Origin of the sequence: Vibrio sp. V33_P6A3T137 (assembly GCF_009904835.1) — a bacterium.
GTDB lineage: Bacteria > Pseudomonadota > Gammaproteobacteria > Enterobacterales > Vibrionaceae > Vibrio > Vibrio metschnikovii.
Genome location: NZ_WXWK01000021.1, coordinates 1 through 16184, shown reverse-complemented (window position 1 = coordinate 16184; position 16184 = coordinate 1). Strand labels below are relative to the sequence as shown.

At 44.0% G+C, this 16184-nt stretch carries 15 protein-coding genes; 2 read left to right on the top strand and 13 right to left on the bottom strand.

Going from position 1 to position 16184, the window contains the following annotated elements:
* Positions 1 to 729 (bottom strand): glycosyltransferase family 2 protein (locus tag CAG60_RS01725; protein ID WP_161438132.1); only part of this gene is annotated, 729 nt, incomplete at its 3' end.
* Positions 722 to 1777: a glycosyltransferase family 9 protein gene (locus CAG60_RS01720; protein ID WP_161438131.1), complete on the bottom strand. Its 1056-nt coding sequence runs from the start codon at positions 1775 to 1777 to the stop codon at positions 722 to 724. The genes CAG60_RS01720 and CAG60_RS01725, both read right to left, overlap by 8 nt.
* 100 nt (positions 1778 to 1877) lie before the next feature.
* On the opposite strand from CAG60_RS01720, the gene CAG60_RS01715 reads away from it, so the two are divergent.
* On the top strand, positions 1878 to 2264 hold the full coding sequence (locus tag CAG60_RS01715) for a diacylglycerol kinase (protein WP_040905696.1): 387 nt from the start codon (positions 1878 to 1880) through the stop codon (positions 2262 to 2264).
* Between the two features lie 22 nt (positions 2265 to 2286).
* Positions 2287 to 2991 carry a 3-deoxy-D-manno-octulosonic acid kinase gene (locus tag CAG60_RS01710; RefSeq protein WP_161425640.1) on the top strand — a complete coding sequence of 235 codons (705 nt, stop codon included), beginning with the start codon at positions 2287 to 2289 and terminating at the stop codon, positions 2989 to 2991.
* Here CAG60_RS01710 and waaA read toward each other — a convergent pair.
* The 11 genes from waaA to CAG60_RS01655 all read right to left on the bottom strand — a co-directional run bounded on the left by waaA (position 2988) and on the right by CAG60_RS01655 (position 16065).
* Positions 2988 to 4253 (bottom strand): lipid IV(A) 3-deoxy-D-manno-octulosonic acid transferase, encoded by a 1266-nt coding sequence (gene waaA / locus CAG60_RS01705; RefSeq protein WP_161438130.1) that lies wholly within the window; start codon positions 4251 to 4253, stop codon positions 2988 to 2990. The genes CAG60_RS01710 and waaA overlap by 4 nt on opposite strands.
* Position 4254: 1 nt before the next feature.
* Positions 4255 to 5301, bottom strand: a complete 1047-nt coding sequence (gene waaF, locus CAG60_RS01700) for a lipopolysaccharide heptosyltransferase II (protein WP_161425638.1) — start codon at positions 5299 to 5301, stop codon at positions 4255 to 4257.
* Positions 5302 to 5338: 37 nt separating this feature from the next.
* The gene (locus CAG60_RS01695; protein WP_161438129.1) at positions 5339 to 6610 is read right to left on the bottom strand and encodes an O-antigen ligase family protein; all 1272 of its coding nucleotides are present in this window, start codon (positions 6608 to 6610) and stop codon (positions 5339 to 5341) included.
* A 120-nt stretch (positions 6611 to 6730) separates the two neighbouring features.
* Positions 6731 to 7696, bottom strand: coding sequence for a lauroyl-Kdo(2)-lipid IV(A) myristoyltransferase (lpxM, locus tag CAG60_RS01690; RefSeq protein WP_161438128.1), 966 nt, complete (start codon positions 7694 to 7696; stop codon positions 6731 to 6733).
* 207 nt (positions 7697 to 7903) lie between these two features.
* Positions 7904 to 9070 (bottom strand): nucleotide sugar dehydrogenase, encoded by a 1167-nt coding sequence (locus CAG60_RS01685; protein WP_161438127.1) that lies wholly within the window; start codon positions 9068 to 9070, stop codon positions 7904 to 7906.
* Between the two features lie 22 nt (positions 9071 to 9092).
* Positions 9093 to 10034, bottom strand: coding sequence for an ADP-glyceromanno-heptose 6-epimerase (rfaD, locus tag CAG60_RS01680; protein WP_161438126.1), 942 nt, complete (start codon positions 10032 to 10034; stop codon positions 9093 to 9095).
* A 162-nt stretch (positions 10035 to 10196) separates the two neighbouring features.
* Positions 10197 to 11744 carry a hypothetical protein gene (locus CAG60_RS01675; RefSeq protein WP_161438125.1) on the bottom strand — a complete coding sequence of 516 codons (1548 nt, stop codon included), beginning with the start codon at positions 11742 to 11744 and terminating at the stop codon, positions 10197 to 10199.
* 211 nt (positions 11745 to 11955) lie between these two features.
* Positions 11956 to 14118, bottom strand: a complete 2163-nt coding sequence (locus CAG60_RS01670) for a YjbH domain-containing protein (RefSeq protein WP_161438124.1) — start codon at positions 14116 to 14118, stop codon at positions 11956 to 11958.
* Positions 14119 to 14120: 2 nt separating this feature from the next.
* Positions 14121 to 14945 carry a capsule biosynthesis GfcC D2 domain-containing protein gene (locus tag CAG60_RS01665; RefSeq protein WP_161438123.1) on the bottom strand — a complete coding sequence of 275 codons (825 nt, stop codon included), beginning with the start codon at positions 14943 to 14945 and terminating at the stop codon, positions 14121 to 14123.
* A gap of 3 nt (positions 14946 to 14948) precedes the next feature.
* Entirely contained in the window at positions 14949 to 15623 is a 675-nt protein-coding gene (locus CAG60_RS01660; RefSeq protein ID WP_161438122.1) for a YjbF family lipoprotein, read from the bottom strand.
* Between the two features lie 172 nt (positions 15624 to 15795).
* Positions 15796 to 16065, bottom strand: coding sequence for a hypothetical protein (locus CAG60_RS01655; protein WP_161438121.1), 270 nt, complete (start codon positions 16063 to 16065; stop codon positions 15796 to 15798).
* Between the last annotated feature and the right edge of the window lie 119 nt (positions 16066 to 16184).

Genomic DNA, 16184 nt, shown 5'->3' with positions numbered 1-16184 from the left:
AAATGTGGTGTTAGCACTTAAAATCGCCAGTAATAGTCCATGCCGCCCATCTAAAAAACCACGTTTTAGAATATACATTTTAAAAAAACGGAAAAAGCCATGTAATACTGCACCAGTTAAGGTTGCGGATTTTTTACCTTCTCGTTGATCAACCCACGCTTTCATATAATGCTGAGTTTTTGCTGTGTATTGTGGTAGATACTCAAAAGTGTAGTGCTGTAAATAACCAGATAGAGACTTGAGTGTTAGATGAGAGGGAATTTCAACGCTTTCGTGCACTAAAGCCGTGTTATATTGTGTTTCACAAGTCCGATAAAGGCGAGTAACCCAATCAGGTGACCAGCCAGAATAATGAATTTGTTTACCAAAGGCCGTAGTTAAGCGATCGATCTGATACACAGTGTTGGGTTTATCATGTTTTACGGCTTGTAAAATACTCGCTTTCAATTCTGGAGTGACTCGCTCATCGGCATCTAGCCATAGTACATAATCTGCAGTTATATAGGATTGGGCTAAACGGCGCTGAGATCCGAAGCCTTGCCAGTCTTTGTTCACAAAGAACTTGTCAGTAAAGCGACGAGCAATCGATTCTGTTGCGTCATTACTACCAGAATCAAGAATAACAATCTCATCAACCCAATCAGCGACTGTCTCGAGGCAAGCTTGTAAATGTTTTGCTTCATTTTTGACGATTAAGGCGACAGCCAACGTCGGAGTGGATTTAGTCATTAAGTACTACACCTTTCATCATATGTTCAAATCTTTCAATCACTACGGATACAGTGATCTGTTGCATCAAATCCGTGCCTTTGGCCCGCGTGCTCCAAGCCAGCTCACTGAGAGGTTTTGCCTGTTGCTTGGTCACGTTATCCTCATAGACGCTGACGACATCCCCAATATTAAAATAAGGACCTGTGCGTTTGGGGTTACTGTGCGCATACAAGCCTAACACAGGCGTGCCTTGGGTTGTTGCAATATGAGCCGGCCCTGAATCAGGAGCAAGTACTAACTTAGCTTCACCCAGTACAGCAGTTAATTGTTTTAAGCTGGTTTTGCCTACCAAATTGATGACCGGCTGAGTCATTAATTCTGAGATTGTTGCTGCTAATTGAACTTCTCGTGGTGCAGGCGACCCGCATAGCACCACTTGATAACCTTGAGTGGTGACATAATCGGCAAATTGGGCATAACGCTCGGTTAACCAATTTCGTTCATCTTTACTGGCAGCAGGACAAATCACCACACTTGGCTTATCGTGTAATTGTTGACGAGCAAAAGCTCGTTCTGGCTCGCCAATCGGCATTGACCACGTTGGGGCTGTGCGAGGTACACCGAGATACTCAACAAAGGCTAAAAAACTGTCTAAGACGTGAGTAGATTGATGATCAGCGATTTTACGGTTCGTAAATAACCACTGACCTTCTTTCGCTCGTTGGCGATGAAAGCCGACTTTGTATTGAGCGTGAATCCCTAACGTCAGTAAGCTGGCTCGCAGCGCAAGCTGCATATGGATAAGGGCATCAAATCGTCGACCTTTTAACTGTCGCCAAACCGCTTTCATGCCGGCGAAGCCCGCTTTTTTATCGAAGATGATCAGCTCGACATTGTTTAAGCCTTGCAATAACTGGGCTTCAACTTTGCCAATGATCCAAGTCACTTTGGTGTCTGGCCAGTGTTTTTGCAGAGCTTGAACGGCGGCAACGGCATGACAGACATCACCTATCGCCGAAAGGCGTAAAAAACAGACAGACTGAGGTGGTGAAGAAAACAGGGGCATGGAAAAAGCTCACTCATTAATGAGCCTAAATTATGCAGAGTCTGCCGATAAATGTAAAATAAGCCTTTTTGAATCCACCATAAAATGAGAGATATTCATTATGCAACCTCCCTTTAGCGGAAAACCTGGCGCGACAGGATTACGCCGCGTCATCAACGCGACCGGTTATTCATGGCAAGGGTTAAAAGCAGCTTTTCAACATGAAGCGGCTATTCGTCAAGAGTTGCTACTGTTGGTGATTGCTGGAGCGATTCTGTGCTTGCTCGATTTGCCTGTGTTGGAACGATTAGTCATGTTCTCCAGCGTCGTGCTGGTATTGATCGTCGAATTACTTAACTCAGCGATAGAAGCTGTGGTGGATAGGGTCGGTTCTGAGCGTCATGAGTTGAGTGGACGTGCGAAAGATATCGGCTCTGCGGCGGTAATGGTGACATTATTACTCGCAGGGCTTATCTGGAGTGTATTACTTTATGTTCATTATCTATAACAGGCGTTAAGGATCAGTCGTAATGATTAAACAATGCTCGCTCAAGCAGCAAATGATTTGGTATGACGACCAATGGGTCAGTGAGCCTCTTCACCATCTTTTTGATACCGACTATTGGCAAGCTGAACAAAAAATCATTGGCAGTGCTAAGGGACGGGGAACGACGTGGTTTGTTGCTATGCAGCATATAGAGGCGGCGTTGCGTCATTACCGTCGTGGTGGATTATTTGGCAAGGTAGTTAGCGATCAATATTGGTTTCAAGGATGGCATAAAACGCGCAGCTATGCTGAATTTCATCTGTTGGTACATTTACGTCAACAAGGAGTGAATGTACCTCGTCCGATAGCTGCGCGAGCGGTTAAGCGCGGACTGGTTTATCAAGCCGATTTATTGAGTGAAAAAATCACCAATGCCCGTGATCTGGTGGCGATTTTGCAGGAAAACCCGCTCGATGAGCGACATTATTTTTTAATAGGTCAACAGATTGCCAAGTTACATCGCGCCCAAGTCAATCATACCGATCTTAACATTCACAATATTTTAATCGATGATCAAGACAAGGTATGGATTATCGATTTTGATAAATGCTATCAGCAACCCGGTGAACATTGGAAAGAAGCGAATTTACAGCGTTTGCTGCGCTCTTTTCACAAAGAGCAGCTGCGATATGGTATTCACTGGCAAACGCAGCAATGGCAATCACTATTAGCGGGATATGTCTCTTAATTTGTAGAGAAAATAACCGCTACGGTTTTTTCTAGCGCGCCACGATTGGCCGCGACTACTTGCGCGGCTTTTTGCCCCTGCGCCTGTGCCGCATCAGGGTGATTGAATAGCTCAATCAGGGTGTGAGCGATCTCTTGAGGGGAAGCGCAAAGGCGTAGCGCATTCGCCGTTAATAAAGCCTCTGTCACCTCACTGAAATTATAATAACTGGGACCGTTAAGTATCGGCTTTGCTAACGCTGCTGGTTCTAGCGGGTTGTGCCCTCCGACTTTATTACCCAATAAGCTCCCAGCCATAAAGCAAATATCCGCACTACCAATCAAGGTCAGCATCTCACCCATGGTATCTCCAAGATAAATCTGAGTCTTTACGGTTGTTGGCTCTGTTCGTCGACTTAAAGTAAAACCTTCAGCTCTACAAAGTTGTGCGACCGTATCAAAACGTTCTGGGTGGCGTGGTACAAGGATCAGCAAAGCGTCTGGGTAAATAGTCAATACTTGCCGATGAGCGACCAAGCAAAGTTCATCTTCACCTTTGTGGGTACTTGCGGCGATCCATATTGGGCGATGTGGACCCAACTGTTGACGAAGCTGCTGACCGGCTTGGATTACCTCATGATTGATATTTAGATCAAACTTTATTGAACCCGTGACCATGACTTTTTCTTTTGCAACGCCTAATCGTAAAAAGCGTTCAGCGTCACTTGGATACTGGCATAACAGCTTAGTAATATGAGACGCTAGTTGATCAAAAACCACTTGAAATCGTTGATATCGCTGACAAGATCGTTCAGAAAGACGAGCATTAATTACGGTGATCGGAATCGAGTGTTGAGCAACACAGCGTAGGGTATTCGGCCATAATTCCGTTTCGATGATCAGCAGCTGACTTGGTTGGACCACGTTTAAAAATCGACGCACACAATAGGAAAAATCCAACGGCATATAGCGATGTTCAACCAGATTGCCTAATTTGGCAATTTGTTGCGCACCGGTACTGGTAGTTGTGGTAACAATGATCGATTGCTGTGGATTATGTTGTTTAATCGCATGGATAATTGGTGTGGCGGCTATTGATTCACCGACGGATACAGCATGAATCCAAATCGGACTTTCTGAGCTATTGAGTTTTGGGGTTCGCCCAAAATGTTCTGGCCAACGAGAACCAAAAGGTGGTTTACCTGGCTTACTTTTATACAATGAACGAAGCATAAAAGGCGCTGCGAGTAATAGCAGTGTACTGTATAGCCAGCGAATCAACACGTTATAGCTCCACACTTGACGACTCAAAGGTCTGCAAGGCCATAATCACTTGTTGTGGTGCTAACTCAGTTAGGCACTTTAAATGGCCATAAGGGCATTCACGTTTAAAGCAAGGACGACACTCTATGTCTGTATGGACAATAGCACTTTTCTTCGCTAAAGGAGGCGTGTAATGCGGGGAGGTTGAGCCATAAACACCGATAACCTGACAGCCGGCAGCCCCAGCCACGTGCATTAACCCCGAGTCGTTACTAATCACGGTTTGGCAGCAAGAGAGTAAGTCAACGGCTTCAATTAAGCTGGTCTTTCCAGCTAAATCAACCAAGTTGGCTCTAAGTATTTCCGGAACCTGTTCAATAATCGCTTGAGTCGTCACGCTGTCTTTTGCTGAACCAAATAACCATACCTGCTTACCTTGCTGCAGCAAATAGGTGGCAACTTGGGCGTAATGAGCGGTTGGCCACTGTTTGGCGGGGCCAAATTCGGCGCCAGGGCAAAGGCCAACGGTATCACCTTGCGATAAAGAAAACTTTCTAGCGGTAGTTTGCTGTTGCTCTGGTGTAATGGTCAATTTAGGCTTTGGTAGCTTATCTAAGCCCCCTAAAGCATCAGAGCCAGTCATGGTTGATTTATCGTAAGCCAGTGCGACATAACGCTCGGTCATATATTGGAACTGCTTCTTATTGCTCCGAAGATCGTTTAAAAGAGCATAGCGCATCTCTCCCTTCCAGCCTGTACGTACAGGGATACGCGCAAACCAAGCGATCAGAGCTGATTTAGCCGAATTAGGTAGAACGTAGGCGTGATCATATTGACCACGTAGGGATAGCCCAAGAGCTCGACGAGCAAAAAAATTAAATTCGCCATGGCCAAAAGGCAGTTCTAATGCGCGATGGACTTCAGGCATACGTTCTAAAATCGGTTTACACCACGCGGGAGCCATAACATCAATCAAAGCATTCGGATACTGCTGTTTAAGGGTGATATATAAACATTGCGACATCACCATATCGCCCACCCAAGATGGGCCAATGATTAGAATTTTCATGTTGTTTCTGTTATTAAATGTACGATGAGACATCGCTTTAATTTTGCTCATTTTCTAATGGTTCTATAGTGTAAACTAAACTTAACAGTGCTACCGTCATGACCGAGAAAAAAATGGTTCCAGAGTTGTGGCTAAACATTGCTTGAGTCAGCTGATAAAAAATAAATAACAGAATATGCACAATCACCAATTGGGAAACTAATTGATGCTTAGGATTTCGCGGGTTGACGTAACGAGAAGTACTTAATTTTAATGGTATCAAAAATAGGGCTAATAAAGCTATCAAGCCCACTAAACCACGAATTGAAAGATCTTCTAAATATTGGTTATGTGCATGAGAAAAAAAGTTGTGAGCAACCTTGTAGTCAATAAGACCCTGATCGCCATGTATTTTTTGTAGCGTGTAACGTTCTACTTCACCAACGCCAATGAGCGGAGAAGTTTTAAACGTCAGTAGGGCGTTTTTCCACAGCTCGAATCGTATGCCTAATGACGAGTATCGATTATCTTGCTCATACTGTTGAATCTCATGCACTGCCGTAGCGACACGGTCTTGTACGCGGTCAATCGATGAAATAGTTAAGGCAATGCCAATAGTGATTACTGAGATGATCACAATTATCTTTTTACTCAACAATGACTTATTAGCCCAGAGTAAATAAAGTAAGACAAAAGGTACCGCAATCCATGCTCCTCTACTTCCTGATAGAAAACTCGCCAGCACCCCACCAAAACTACCTAGTAAACTGACGATGAGCAAAGTGAATTGACGTGTTTTTAAAGCATAAAAACTGATTGCTAGGGCAAGAAAACCTAACGTCATTGCCATATTGCCAGATTGAATCGGCATATAACCTCTCAGCCACCAATGACTATTTTGCCCAGTAAATGCCCGTGAGAAGTCCATATGGTAAACATGAATGATAGAGATAATTCCAGCGATTATCGCCCCGATACATAATGAATAAAAAAACCATTGAGATCGAATTCGAAAGTGAATTAGCATAAATAAAATGGGTAGAACAAGAATAAATCGACTCGCCTGATCTAAATCTGATGGCTTTCCACCATAAACAAACCAAGATAGAAGATAAGAAGAAAAGTAAGCAATAAATGTAATACTAATAATGATAACAGGACGAGTAAAGGTGGCTTTTTTTACCCAATAAGAGAACGTTAGCAGTGAAGTAATCAGAAGCAAAATAGCTGGGTAATTGTAGCCTTTACCCAGCGCTAAACAAAATACTGGGAAGCTGCATAGGACTAGAGAAATTAGATTATTATAGCGCGTATTATATGGCTTTATCATCGGCGTTCACTTATGTAAGTTATGCTTTTTTCACTTTCAACGATAGTATATGAGTGATTTTTGTTGCTGCATATCTGTGATGCAGGATAGCCATTGTCTATCATAGCAACAGATGTGTATTTATTGATTTGCATTATAAGGATTCACCTCTGAGTTAGGGCGGGTTTTTAACAAACGTAAAATCCACATATATTGCTCTGGACGCTCGGTGACATACGCTTCAATACACTCATTCATCATTCGCGCATCTTGTTGTTCATCGCCAGTTGGAAAGGGTAAGGGGGGATAAAAATCCAGTTCATAACCCCCTGTGTCAGTGTTAAACATCGTGAACAGAGGGACAACTTTTGCTTTACTCAACGTGGTTAAACGTCCTAATCCTGCCATAGTCGCTTTTTGGGTTGCAAAAAAATCAACAAACACACTGTGCTCACGACCTAAATCTTCATCGGGTAAGTAATAGCCTAAATAACCATCTTTACGAATAGCATGAATAAAGCGCTTTATACCCGCCTCTCGTTGATTGATACGTCCACCATACTGTACACGTTGTCTATGCATCAACCAGTCAGAAAGTAGGTTTTGTTGTTGTTTGATAATAGCCGTTATCGGTAAACCTTGAGAGGCTAAAAAAATCGCAGGAATATCAATCGACCAAGTATGTGGTAATAAAAGAATAACGTTGTCTCCACGATTGAGTACCTGATCGAGATGTTCAAACCCTCTGACCGTCGTTTGCTTTTCGAGCCATTGTTTACTTCTTAATGTAATTGAAGGAAAACTCATCAAAAACATCGTTGAAGTGACGTACATTTTGCTCAGAATAGCTTCTCGTTCAGACTCAGTTTTATCTGGAAAGCACATCGCCAAATTCACTCTGGCGCGGTTATTGGCTTTACTTTTCACATTAACGGCTAAACGAGCAAGTCCATGGGCGATGGTGCGTTTAAAGCTGGTAGGTAGAAAACTGATCAGACAAGCGATGAGAATCGCTAGCCACGTTCCCCAGTAACGAGGGTGAAAAAAACGCCATTGAAACCTTGGATTATAGGCGTATTGATCAAAGTCATTGCGTGGTAAAGACATAAACTACCCAATATAAAAGCGAAAATATTGTTTGAATTATCAGCAAAGTATAGCAGCTCCCTACAGAGCGGAACAGAAACAATCTGACAAAATGATAGGTGATACTCTCTATAAGGTTACGATATAAAAGGCGCCGTGATGGTCGCGGCGCAATTGTTGCACCACGACTATGCAAGAGTAGGAGTAAAGGCTAAATAGCACTAGAGACTAATCACTTCCGAACAAATCACGGGTATACACTTTACTAGCACAATCTTTGAGATCATCGGTCATACGGTTAGAGACAATCACATCAGCCTCTTGTTTAAACGTATCTAAATCATTAATCACTTTTGAATGGAAGAAGTGACTCTCTTTGAGTGCCGGCTCATAGACAATCACTTCAATTCCTTTGGCTTTTAAGCGTTTCATGATCCCTTGAATACTTGAAGCGCGGAAATTATCCGATCCTGTTTTCATGATCAGCCGATAGATACCAACCACCTTGGGATTACGTTTTAGTATTGAATCAGCAATAAAGTCTTTGCGAGTACGGTTGGCATCGACAATCGCGCCAATAATATTATTCGGCACCGCTTGATAATTGGCTAAGAGCTGTTTGGTATCTTTGGGTAGACAATAGCCGCCATAGCCAAATGAAGGGTTGTTGTAGTGGTTACCAATTCGCGGATCCAATCCAACCCCTTCAATAATTTGTCGGCTATCTAAGCCATGCACTTCAGCATAAGTATCGAGCTCATTAAAATAAGCCACACGCATCGCCAGATAGGTATTGGAGAACAATTTTACCGCTTCGGCTTCAGTGGAATTGGTCAACAGTACAGGAACCTGATCTTTGATCGCTCCTGCCAATAATAGATTGGCAAACACCTGCGCCCGCTCACTCTGCTCACCGACAATAATGCGAGAGGGATACAAATTATCGTATAAGGCTTTTCCTTCACGCAAAAATTCAGGTGAAAAGAGAATGTTCTCACACTGGAACTGCTGTTTAGCTTGCTCTGTATAACCAACCGGAACGGTAGATTTAATGACCATCACCGCATTAGGATTTATCGCCATCACATCACGAATCACCGCTTCAACAGAGGCGGTATTGAAGTAGTTGGTCGTTGGGTCATAATCTGTTGGCGTGGCAATAATCACAAAATCCGCGTCTTGATAAGCTTGGATTTTATCAAGAGTGGCAACAAAATTAAGATTTTTGTTACGCAGAAAATCCTCAATGTCGTGGTCAACAATCGGCGATTGCTTTTGGTTAAGCATCGCAACTTTTTCTTCAATGATATCAACGGCAACCACCTGATTGTGTTGAGCGAGCAACATGGCGTTTGATAAGCCCACGTAGCCTGTTCCTGCAACGGCTATTTTCACAGTATCATCCTCTCTCAACAAATTAATGATTGATGATCGCCATGTATTCAGCGACACCTTCAGCAACGGTTTTGAATGTCATATCACAACCTGCGGCGCGTAATTTGGTTAAATCCGCTTGCGTATATTCTTGGTAAGCACCTTTTAGATGCTCAGGGAAGGGGATCGTTTCTACTTGCCCTTTACCGTGATGCTTAATGACGGCGTTGGCGACTTCATTAAACGATTCTGCATTACCAGTACCGCAGTTAAAAATGCCCGATACGCCACTGTCCATAAACCATAAGTTGACCGCTGCGACATCGCCAACATAAACAAAATCGCGTTTAAAGTGTTCGCTACCCGCAAACAGCTTTGGATTTTCCCCAGCGTTCATTTGATTATTTAAGTGGAAAGCGACCGAGGCCATTGAACCTTTGTGCTGCTCACGTGGGCCATAGACGTTAAAGTACCGAAAGCCAGTAATTTGCGAGAGCTTCTCTTTATGCTCGGCAGCGTCTTGCCATAGGCGGCGGACATAGTTATCAAATTGCTGCTTGGAATAACCGTAAACGTTTAATGCACCTTCATATTGTGGCTCTTCAATAAAGGTATCGGTATCGCCATAGGTTGCCGCCGAGGAAGCATAAAGGAATGGGATTTCACGGTCGAGGCAGTAATGCAGTAGCTCTTTAGAATATTCGTAGTTATTGAGCATCACATATTTGCCATCCCACTCGGTCGTCGCAGAGCACGCGCCTTCATGAAATACGGCATCAATTGGGCCAAAATCATCCCCGGCCATAATCTGGGTCAGAAAATCATCACGATCCATATAGTCGGCAATGTTTAAGTCGACTAAATTTTTGAACTTACGGCCATTTTTTAAATGGTCTACCACTAAAATATCGCTAATGCCGCGTTCATTCAGGGCCTTGATAATATTGCTGCCAATCATGCCAGCACCGCCAGTGACGATGATCATAACCTGTTCTACCTTATGCTAAAAAGTCTCACAAAATAGTAGCAGGAAAGGGGGAGGTGGGGAAGGTTTAGGAATCTAGGCTTTAGGACCTAGGACCTAGAACCTAGAACCTAGAACCTAGAACCTAGAACCTAGAACCTAGGCCCTAGAGTCCTACTTACTTTATTCTTCTAACCATACCCAGGTATAAGGTTGGCGTTTAAGCAAGTCTTGTTGATCTTGCTGGGCAGCGATGTTTTTGAGGAGTGGGAGGTAATCTATGTTTAGGTCAGAGAGCCTTTCTGGTTCGAACGTTTGGTGTTGATATAAAAATGCTTCCTGTACGCTTTTTGAGTCGCTAATCAATAAAGATATTGAAGAATTTGCAGTGTTTTTATCTAAACCAGTATCAAGACCTGAACGGTTAAATAATAAAATCGGAAGTTCGTCTTGAATAGTAGTATAAAATACTTGTTTTAGTGAGAACGGCGAACTAATTGAATTAGCGGTTAGTACGGCACGTTGAATGCCCGCATGTGATGGTAAGTTATTAGTATTAATGAGCAAACATTGACGAGTTGAATCAGCTTTACAAGTATCTAATATTGGTACTTCGGCTGGTGGTAGTTGATTTAGGTTCAACTGCTCATTAGCGTTAATACTCGCTCCTCTGTTTGTTGTACCTTGAGCGACGTGTTGCATTCCCCAGTAGAGAGGGTTGCCATTGGCGTCTTGTTTGCCTTGCAAATAGAGGTAGTAATTGTTATCACCAATACTTTCTGAATAGCTAAATTTATTATGGATAACAGTGTTGTTTTCAATCAGTGGTTGCCACAAATAAGCATAATTAGCGCTAGGTAGTACCTGTTTGCCATTAACAAATAAAAACGCATTTTCAATACTGAAATCTTGAGGTGGATACCATCGATTATCTTTTTCCACTATTGGTGTAAGTTTTAGCGGCTCTCCGGAGGTTCCTATTGGTTGCGAAAAAGGTGTAAATTTAAATCCCATAAGAGCTTTGATTGCTTTACCATCGATATCTGTTTCATAGTTTATAGCTAACAAAGGACGTCGCTGTGAGTTAAATTTGATAGGGTTAGTATCAGGGTTGTTTTGTTGATAAAACGCTGTTATGTCCGCTAAGTTTTGATAAGGAGCATTAAAGCCAGACAGTAAGTGTGATACACCTGGTAGCCTCTCAATATATCCTGTTACTTCAATTTCCTGTGGATTTATGCTACTTGGGCCTAAACATGAATCAGCTCTTCTATCGACACGGGTTTCGATTGAAAATGAATCTGGTAATACGGATTTTGCAAAAGTAGTGATATCGGCACTATCTGTGCCTGCTCGGCTTTGGAAATAGGCAAAGCTAAGATATCCATCATTAGGAATTTTATTTTGTGCAAATCGAAGTTGCTGAGTATTGAGATCACTTCCTCTGAAATGCTGTCTTACAGTGCCATCCGCATTATGAATAAAGACTTCATAGCGACTCGTTGATGGCTGAGTTTTAAAAGCTATAACTCTTTCTCGCTCTCCATTTTCTTTTTCAGGGCCGTACCCAAAAATTTGGCAGTTCCCCGTAGTAGCTTGCAAATCAGTCCCTAAAAAATCAATCGTATAGTTTTTTACCGGTGGCGTTGGGTTGCCAGAGTTGCCGCTCTCTCCGCCGCCACAGCCGAATAGGGTAAGGGCGATAGCGCTGGTTATAATTTGTTTTTGCATCGTATGAAGTCTCTGAATGTCGCCAATTGACGTTGCTGAATCTCATTGATGAAAATAAAGCAAAAATCGGGCCATGAAAAGAGCTTAGGGCCTAGGACATAGGCTCTAGGAAAAGCAAACCCTAGAACTTATAGTCTCCTAGAATCTAGAATCTAGAATCTAGAATCTAGAACCTAGAACCTAGAACCTAGAACCTAGAACCTAGACCCTTCTATCGACTCACCGGTTTTTCATACCATGGGCTTCTTGCGTCCGTCATACCAAATAAACTATGTTGACGACCGAGCATTTGCCCACCATCACGTTGAATCGGCATCCAACTGATCGCCGCGCGGTTGGTATTATGTTTCGCCGTCATCATCTCTAGTGGGACTGAAATATAAAAGCCTTTAGTAAAACCACCTTCACCAAATTCATCAGCAGAGAGGTCGGTTTTCGCTGCAAAAGCGCCAACAATCACGCCACTGGCAAATTGCTTAGAAAACTCGACAGTGACGCCAATATCTTCTGCCAAATAACGTCCAGCGCTGACTTTTAATAAGCTGTTATCCAGTAATGACCAAAACTGCGGCTGCCAATACAGCGTGGCATGGCCAGTGGCGGTGCCGGTTTGTACTCGATAATTGCGATTAAGGGTTTTATCGTACTGGACTTCATCACGGTAAATACCAAAAGCGGATCCCGCTTCACGTTGCGCGACGTAGTTAATATCAACCCCAAATGCCCAGTTATCATTGAGTGGCCGATAGAGCCATTCGGTTCCGACACCGGCAAACATACTCTCTAAGTAACCGCCATAGAACTGGTTATACACACCGTGGCCTAAGTGATCAAAGTAAGTTAACTGAGCATGGTTAACTCGAATCGTGTCTTCTAAATACTCTCGGCTGAGGGTGCGAACTCGTTTTAAATCGGTACCATCTGGCGGTACGGTATAGTTAAATTTGTCGTAGTTATCGTAAATGTTGCCATACAAACTACCAGACAGTAGCCAGTGATCATCTAAGCGCCAACTGGCATCGGCGCGTACGCCAATCGCATACAGATAAAAACTTTCAGATCCGCCAAACGATTGTTGCAATACTGGTGCGAGCCCAAAGTCCCACGCTTTATCTTGATGCGTATGTTGTTCACCGACAATCGGCGACGGCTCTTGGATTGTGCTGGCATCACCAATATGGCTACCAATATAGGCTTGGTTCAGAACCTGATGAGCTTGCTCACGGTTAATAACGACTTCGGTTAATGGCTGTTGATTACGCGTTTCAATGATCCGCAGTTCATCGGTATCAATGCCGCTATTAAGCACAACGCGCGCGACTCGTTCATGAGCTTCTTGACGATCTCGATAGCGCTTTTGTTCGCCCGTCACTGTCACCGCGTCATCACTTTGGTAGAGCCGAACCGATTGATAACCCGCGACTTGAGCCACTTCTTCGGTCAAGGCTTGCCACTCTTCATTGCTGAGCTGAGTGCGAGGTTCATTGGGTTGATAAGCGGGTTTGGGTTCATCAAGCCACAATGGTTTAATGTAAGAGAAATTGCTGTGCAGCCTAACCCCTAGATTAAGCGTATTACCGCGCTCATAACTGAGACGAAGGCTGGCCCAATCGGTCATCGCATAATTAAGCCCAAAATTCCATGGCGTTGATTGGGTCATTGAGTTTTTACCCCTTTCGACCGGAAAATCACTGCGATAATCATTGCCATCGTATTCAATTTTTAAGGTCAATGGCTGATAAGGCGTTTGATATTCAATGCCGCCAAACAGTGCCATACAACCGCTAAACATACGATCGATATTAAAATCGCCGCCACCGGTTTTAAAGCTGGTATCTCGTCCACAGTCAGCCGATAACGACTTATCACCGCGTAGATTGGCTCGGTTACCGACATATCCCCAGCCAATACCGAGGGTAACATCAAGTGGTCCCCAGCGTTTACTGGCCGCAAGATATTCACCATCAAACAGTCCTGTACCTGCAAAATCTTGAAAACCAACGGAAACTTGAGGCAGCCAGTAGCTCTCTTCTAACAAACGTACCTTCATATCAAACGATTTGTCGGTGTATTTGGTATTGCCGCTAAAAGAGGGGTCTTCGCTATACAACAGATCGTGCGCTTGAGCGTAACGAGCAGTGGTTTCTAACCATGGAAAGAGCTGGACAGTAACGGTATAGAAATCATAGACATCGTTATGGTTAAAACCAACGCTAAATTCCCCTTCTGGCTGCATGCGCGCGCTGGGCATTTGCATTAATCCAGTGCCACCAAAGTTCGATTGAGTGTACTGATGCGCGGTGGCGGGGAGGGTCAACAATAAGACACCAGTGTAGCTTAAATATTTAAAGAAACCGTTAGTTAACATCATCATGGTTACTCAGTAGGCAAAAGGTGGCGAAGCAATTCAACCACTTGCTGATTGGTTTGATCTAGCTCAGAGCGTGATAGAGAAGCGAGCAGGCTGCGTGTAAAGGGAACGTAGATAATTGCACCAGGCTGAATGGGCAGAGACTGCGATTGCCAATAGCCAACCGGGTGAGATTGCACATCGCCGTTTGGCTGAATCACCACCACGGTACTTAATCTCGGGTTTATCCACTGTGCCTGCTGGGCATAATCTTTGGCACTGAAATTGGCTTGCCATTCAAAACGGGTAGGCTCGTTAACCGCTCCCCATACTGAGACACTCGTTTGGTCGCTGAGCAGTGGTAAATGAAGGGCAAACTGTCCTTGCAATAATGGGTTGTGCCGATCAACAACACGAATCACATCTGGATCAAGAGGGATAAACTCACGCTGAGCAAATTCACTGCGTCGCAATTGGTTACGTAACTGCTCCCAAGCTCGGGCTTGATCTGCCGATATATTATCTTGTTGCAGGGCCAGTTGTTTTAATACTTGTGCTTGATGATCAAAAGGCGCATTGAGCGTAAATAGGGTGGCGCGCTGCCAATCGACCTGTAAGGTACTTAAGATGGGTTGCTGGGCGTGCAGCGTTTCCATCATCATCGCCTCTAAACGTACTGGACCTTCGGCAACCAAATTAAGCATCGGTGGAGCGGTTGAGATCGCCACTTGTGCGCTAAAGCTTGAATCATTGCTACGAGAGCCTGATATAGGATAAGAAACCGGTGTGCTTGCCAAACTAGATTGACTAACCAGAAGCCAGAATGACACGAACAATAACGCAAAGCGCATGGTTTATTCTCCTGCAAAAGGTTTAGCAATGGATAAGGCCAGTTGAGACCCGTTTGGTCCCAAACGCTGTTCACTGGCAATCACTTTGCCGTTCGTTGGGTCGAGCCAATAGTGATTGGTATAGCGTTGCTTGGTCAGTGGCAATGAAACTTGCTCTTCGACCCAAATCAGTGATTGAGTGCCATTAGGTAAGGTTTTTTCTTGTTGCGGATGAATAATAAACGTCGAAACCGCGGGTTGCTGATGGCGCTGAGTATCTTGCCAGCTCAATTGATAACGCCAAGTTTTCGGGGTGCTATCGAGCAATAGATTTTGACTCAGTGGGTCGGGTTGATTGGCGTAGAGGTGCTGAATATTACCGACCACCACATTAACCGTTTTGGTAATGCGTCCCGCTTCAGTAACAATGAGCTCTTGCTGAGCCGAAATCCATTTTAAAGCCAGCGCGTTATGTTGTCCTGGCTCATCCCAAGCTAACACTAACAGAGCATGAGGCGCGTTATCTAAGCTAGCAAATAAAGACGCATAAGGCAGCGTTTGGGCGTAATCCACGGTAGCGCGTTCATCACTGACCCCAAATAAAGCCACTGAGAGTGTTTCTGAAATATGTTGCGTTTGCGGCGCACAGCCGCTGAGCGCAAGCGTAACAATAAGCAAGCCGTGATGGGCTAAGCGCATATCACAATCCTTAATACAGGCAAGTCGACAAAGAATAACGGTAATGTGGTGAGTTAATCAACAATATCAGAGGGATACTTACACAATTTATACACCATCACTAATATCTTGATAGAGATAATAAAAAATAAAGCCGCACAGGGCGGCTTTGCTTACTGATAACACATCACAATTATTTCTGTGCAGTAACCGTTGTCGTTGTCGCTGTATCGTTATCGCTTGCTGCAACCGCGGCAACCGCTACTGCTGCTGCCATTACTGCTGCTGCGGTGCTTGCTGCCACGCCGCCAGCCGCTGCGCCAGCGCCTGCAGCGCCTGCAGAACCAGCGCCAGCCGTTGCTGTAGTACCAGTTGTGCTACTCGCAGTACCTACTGTTTCAGCTGCAATTGCACCTTGTGCCATTGCAAATGTTGCCAGCAAAACCATTGCTGTTTTTTTCATAGCTATCTCCATGGAATCCTAATTAACTAACATCGATGTATAGAGTGATGCATCACTCCACCGCTAAGTTTAAGAGTAAAAATCCAACAATGTAAACCTTTTAATGCATAATGTTGCTT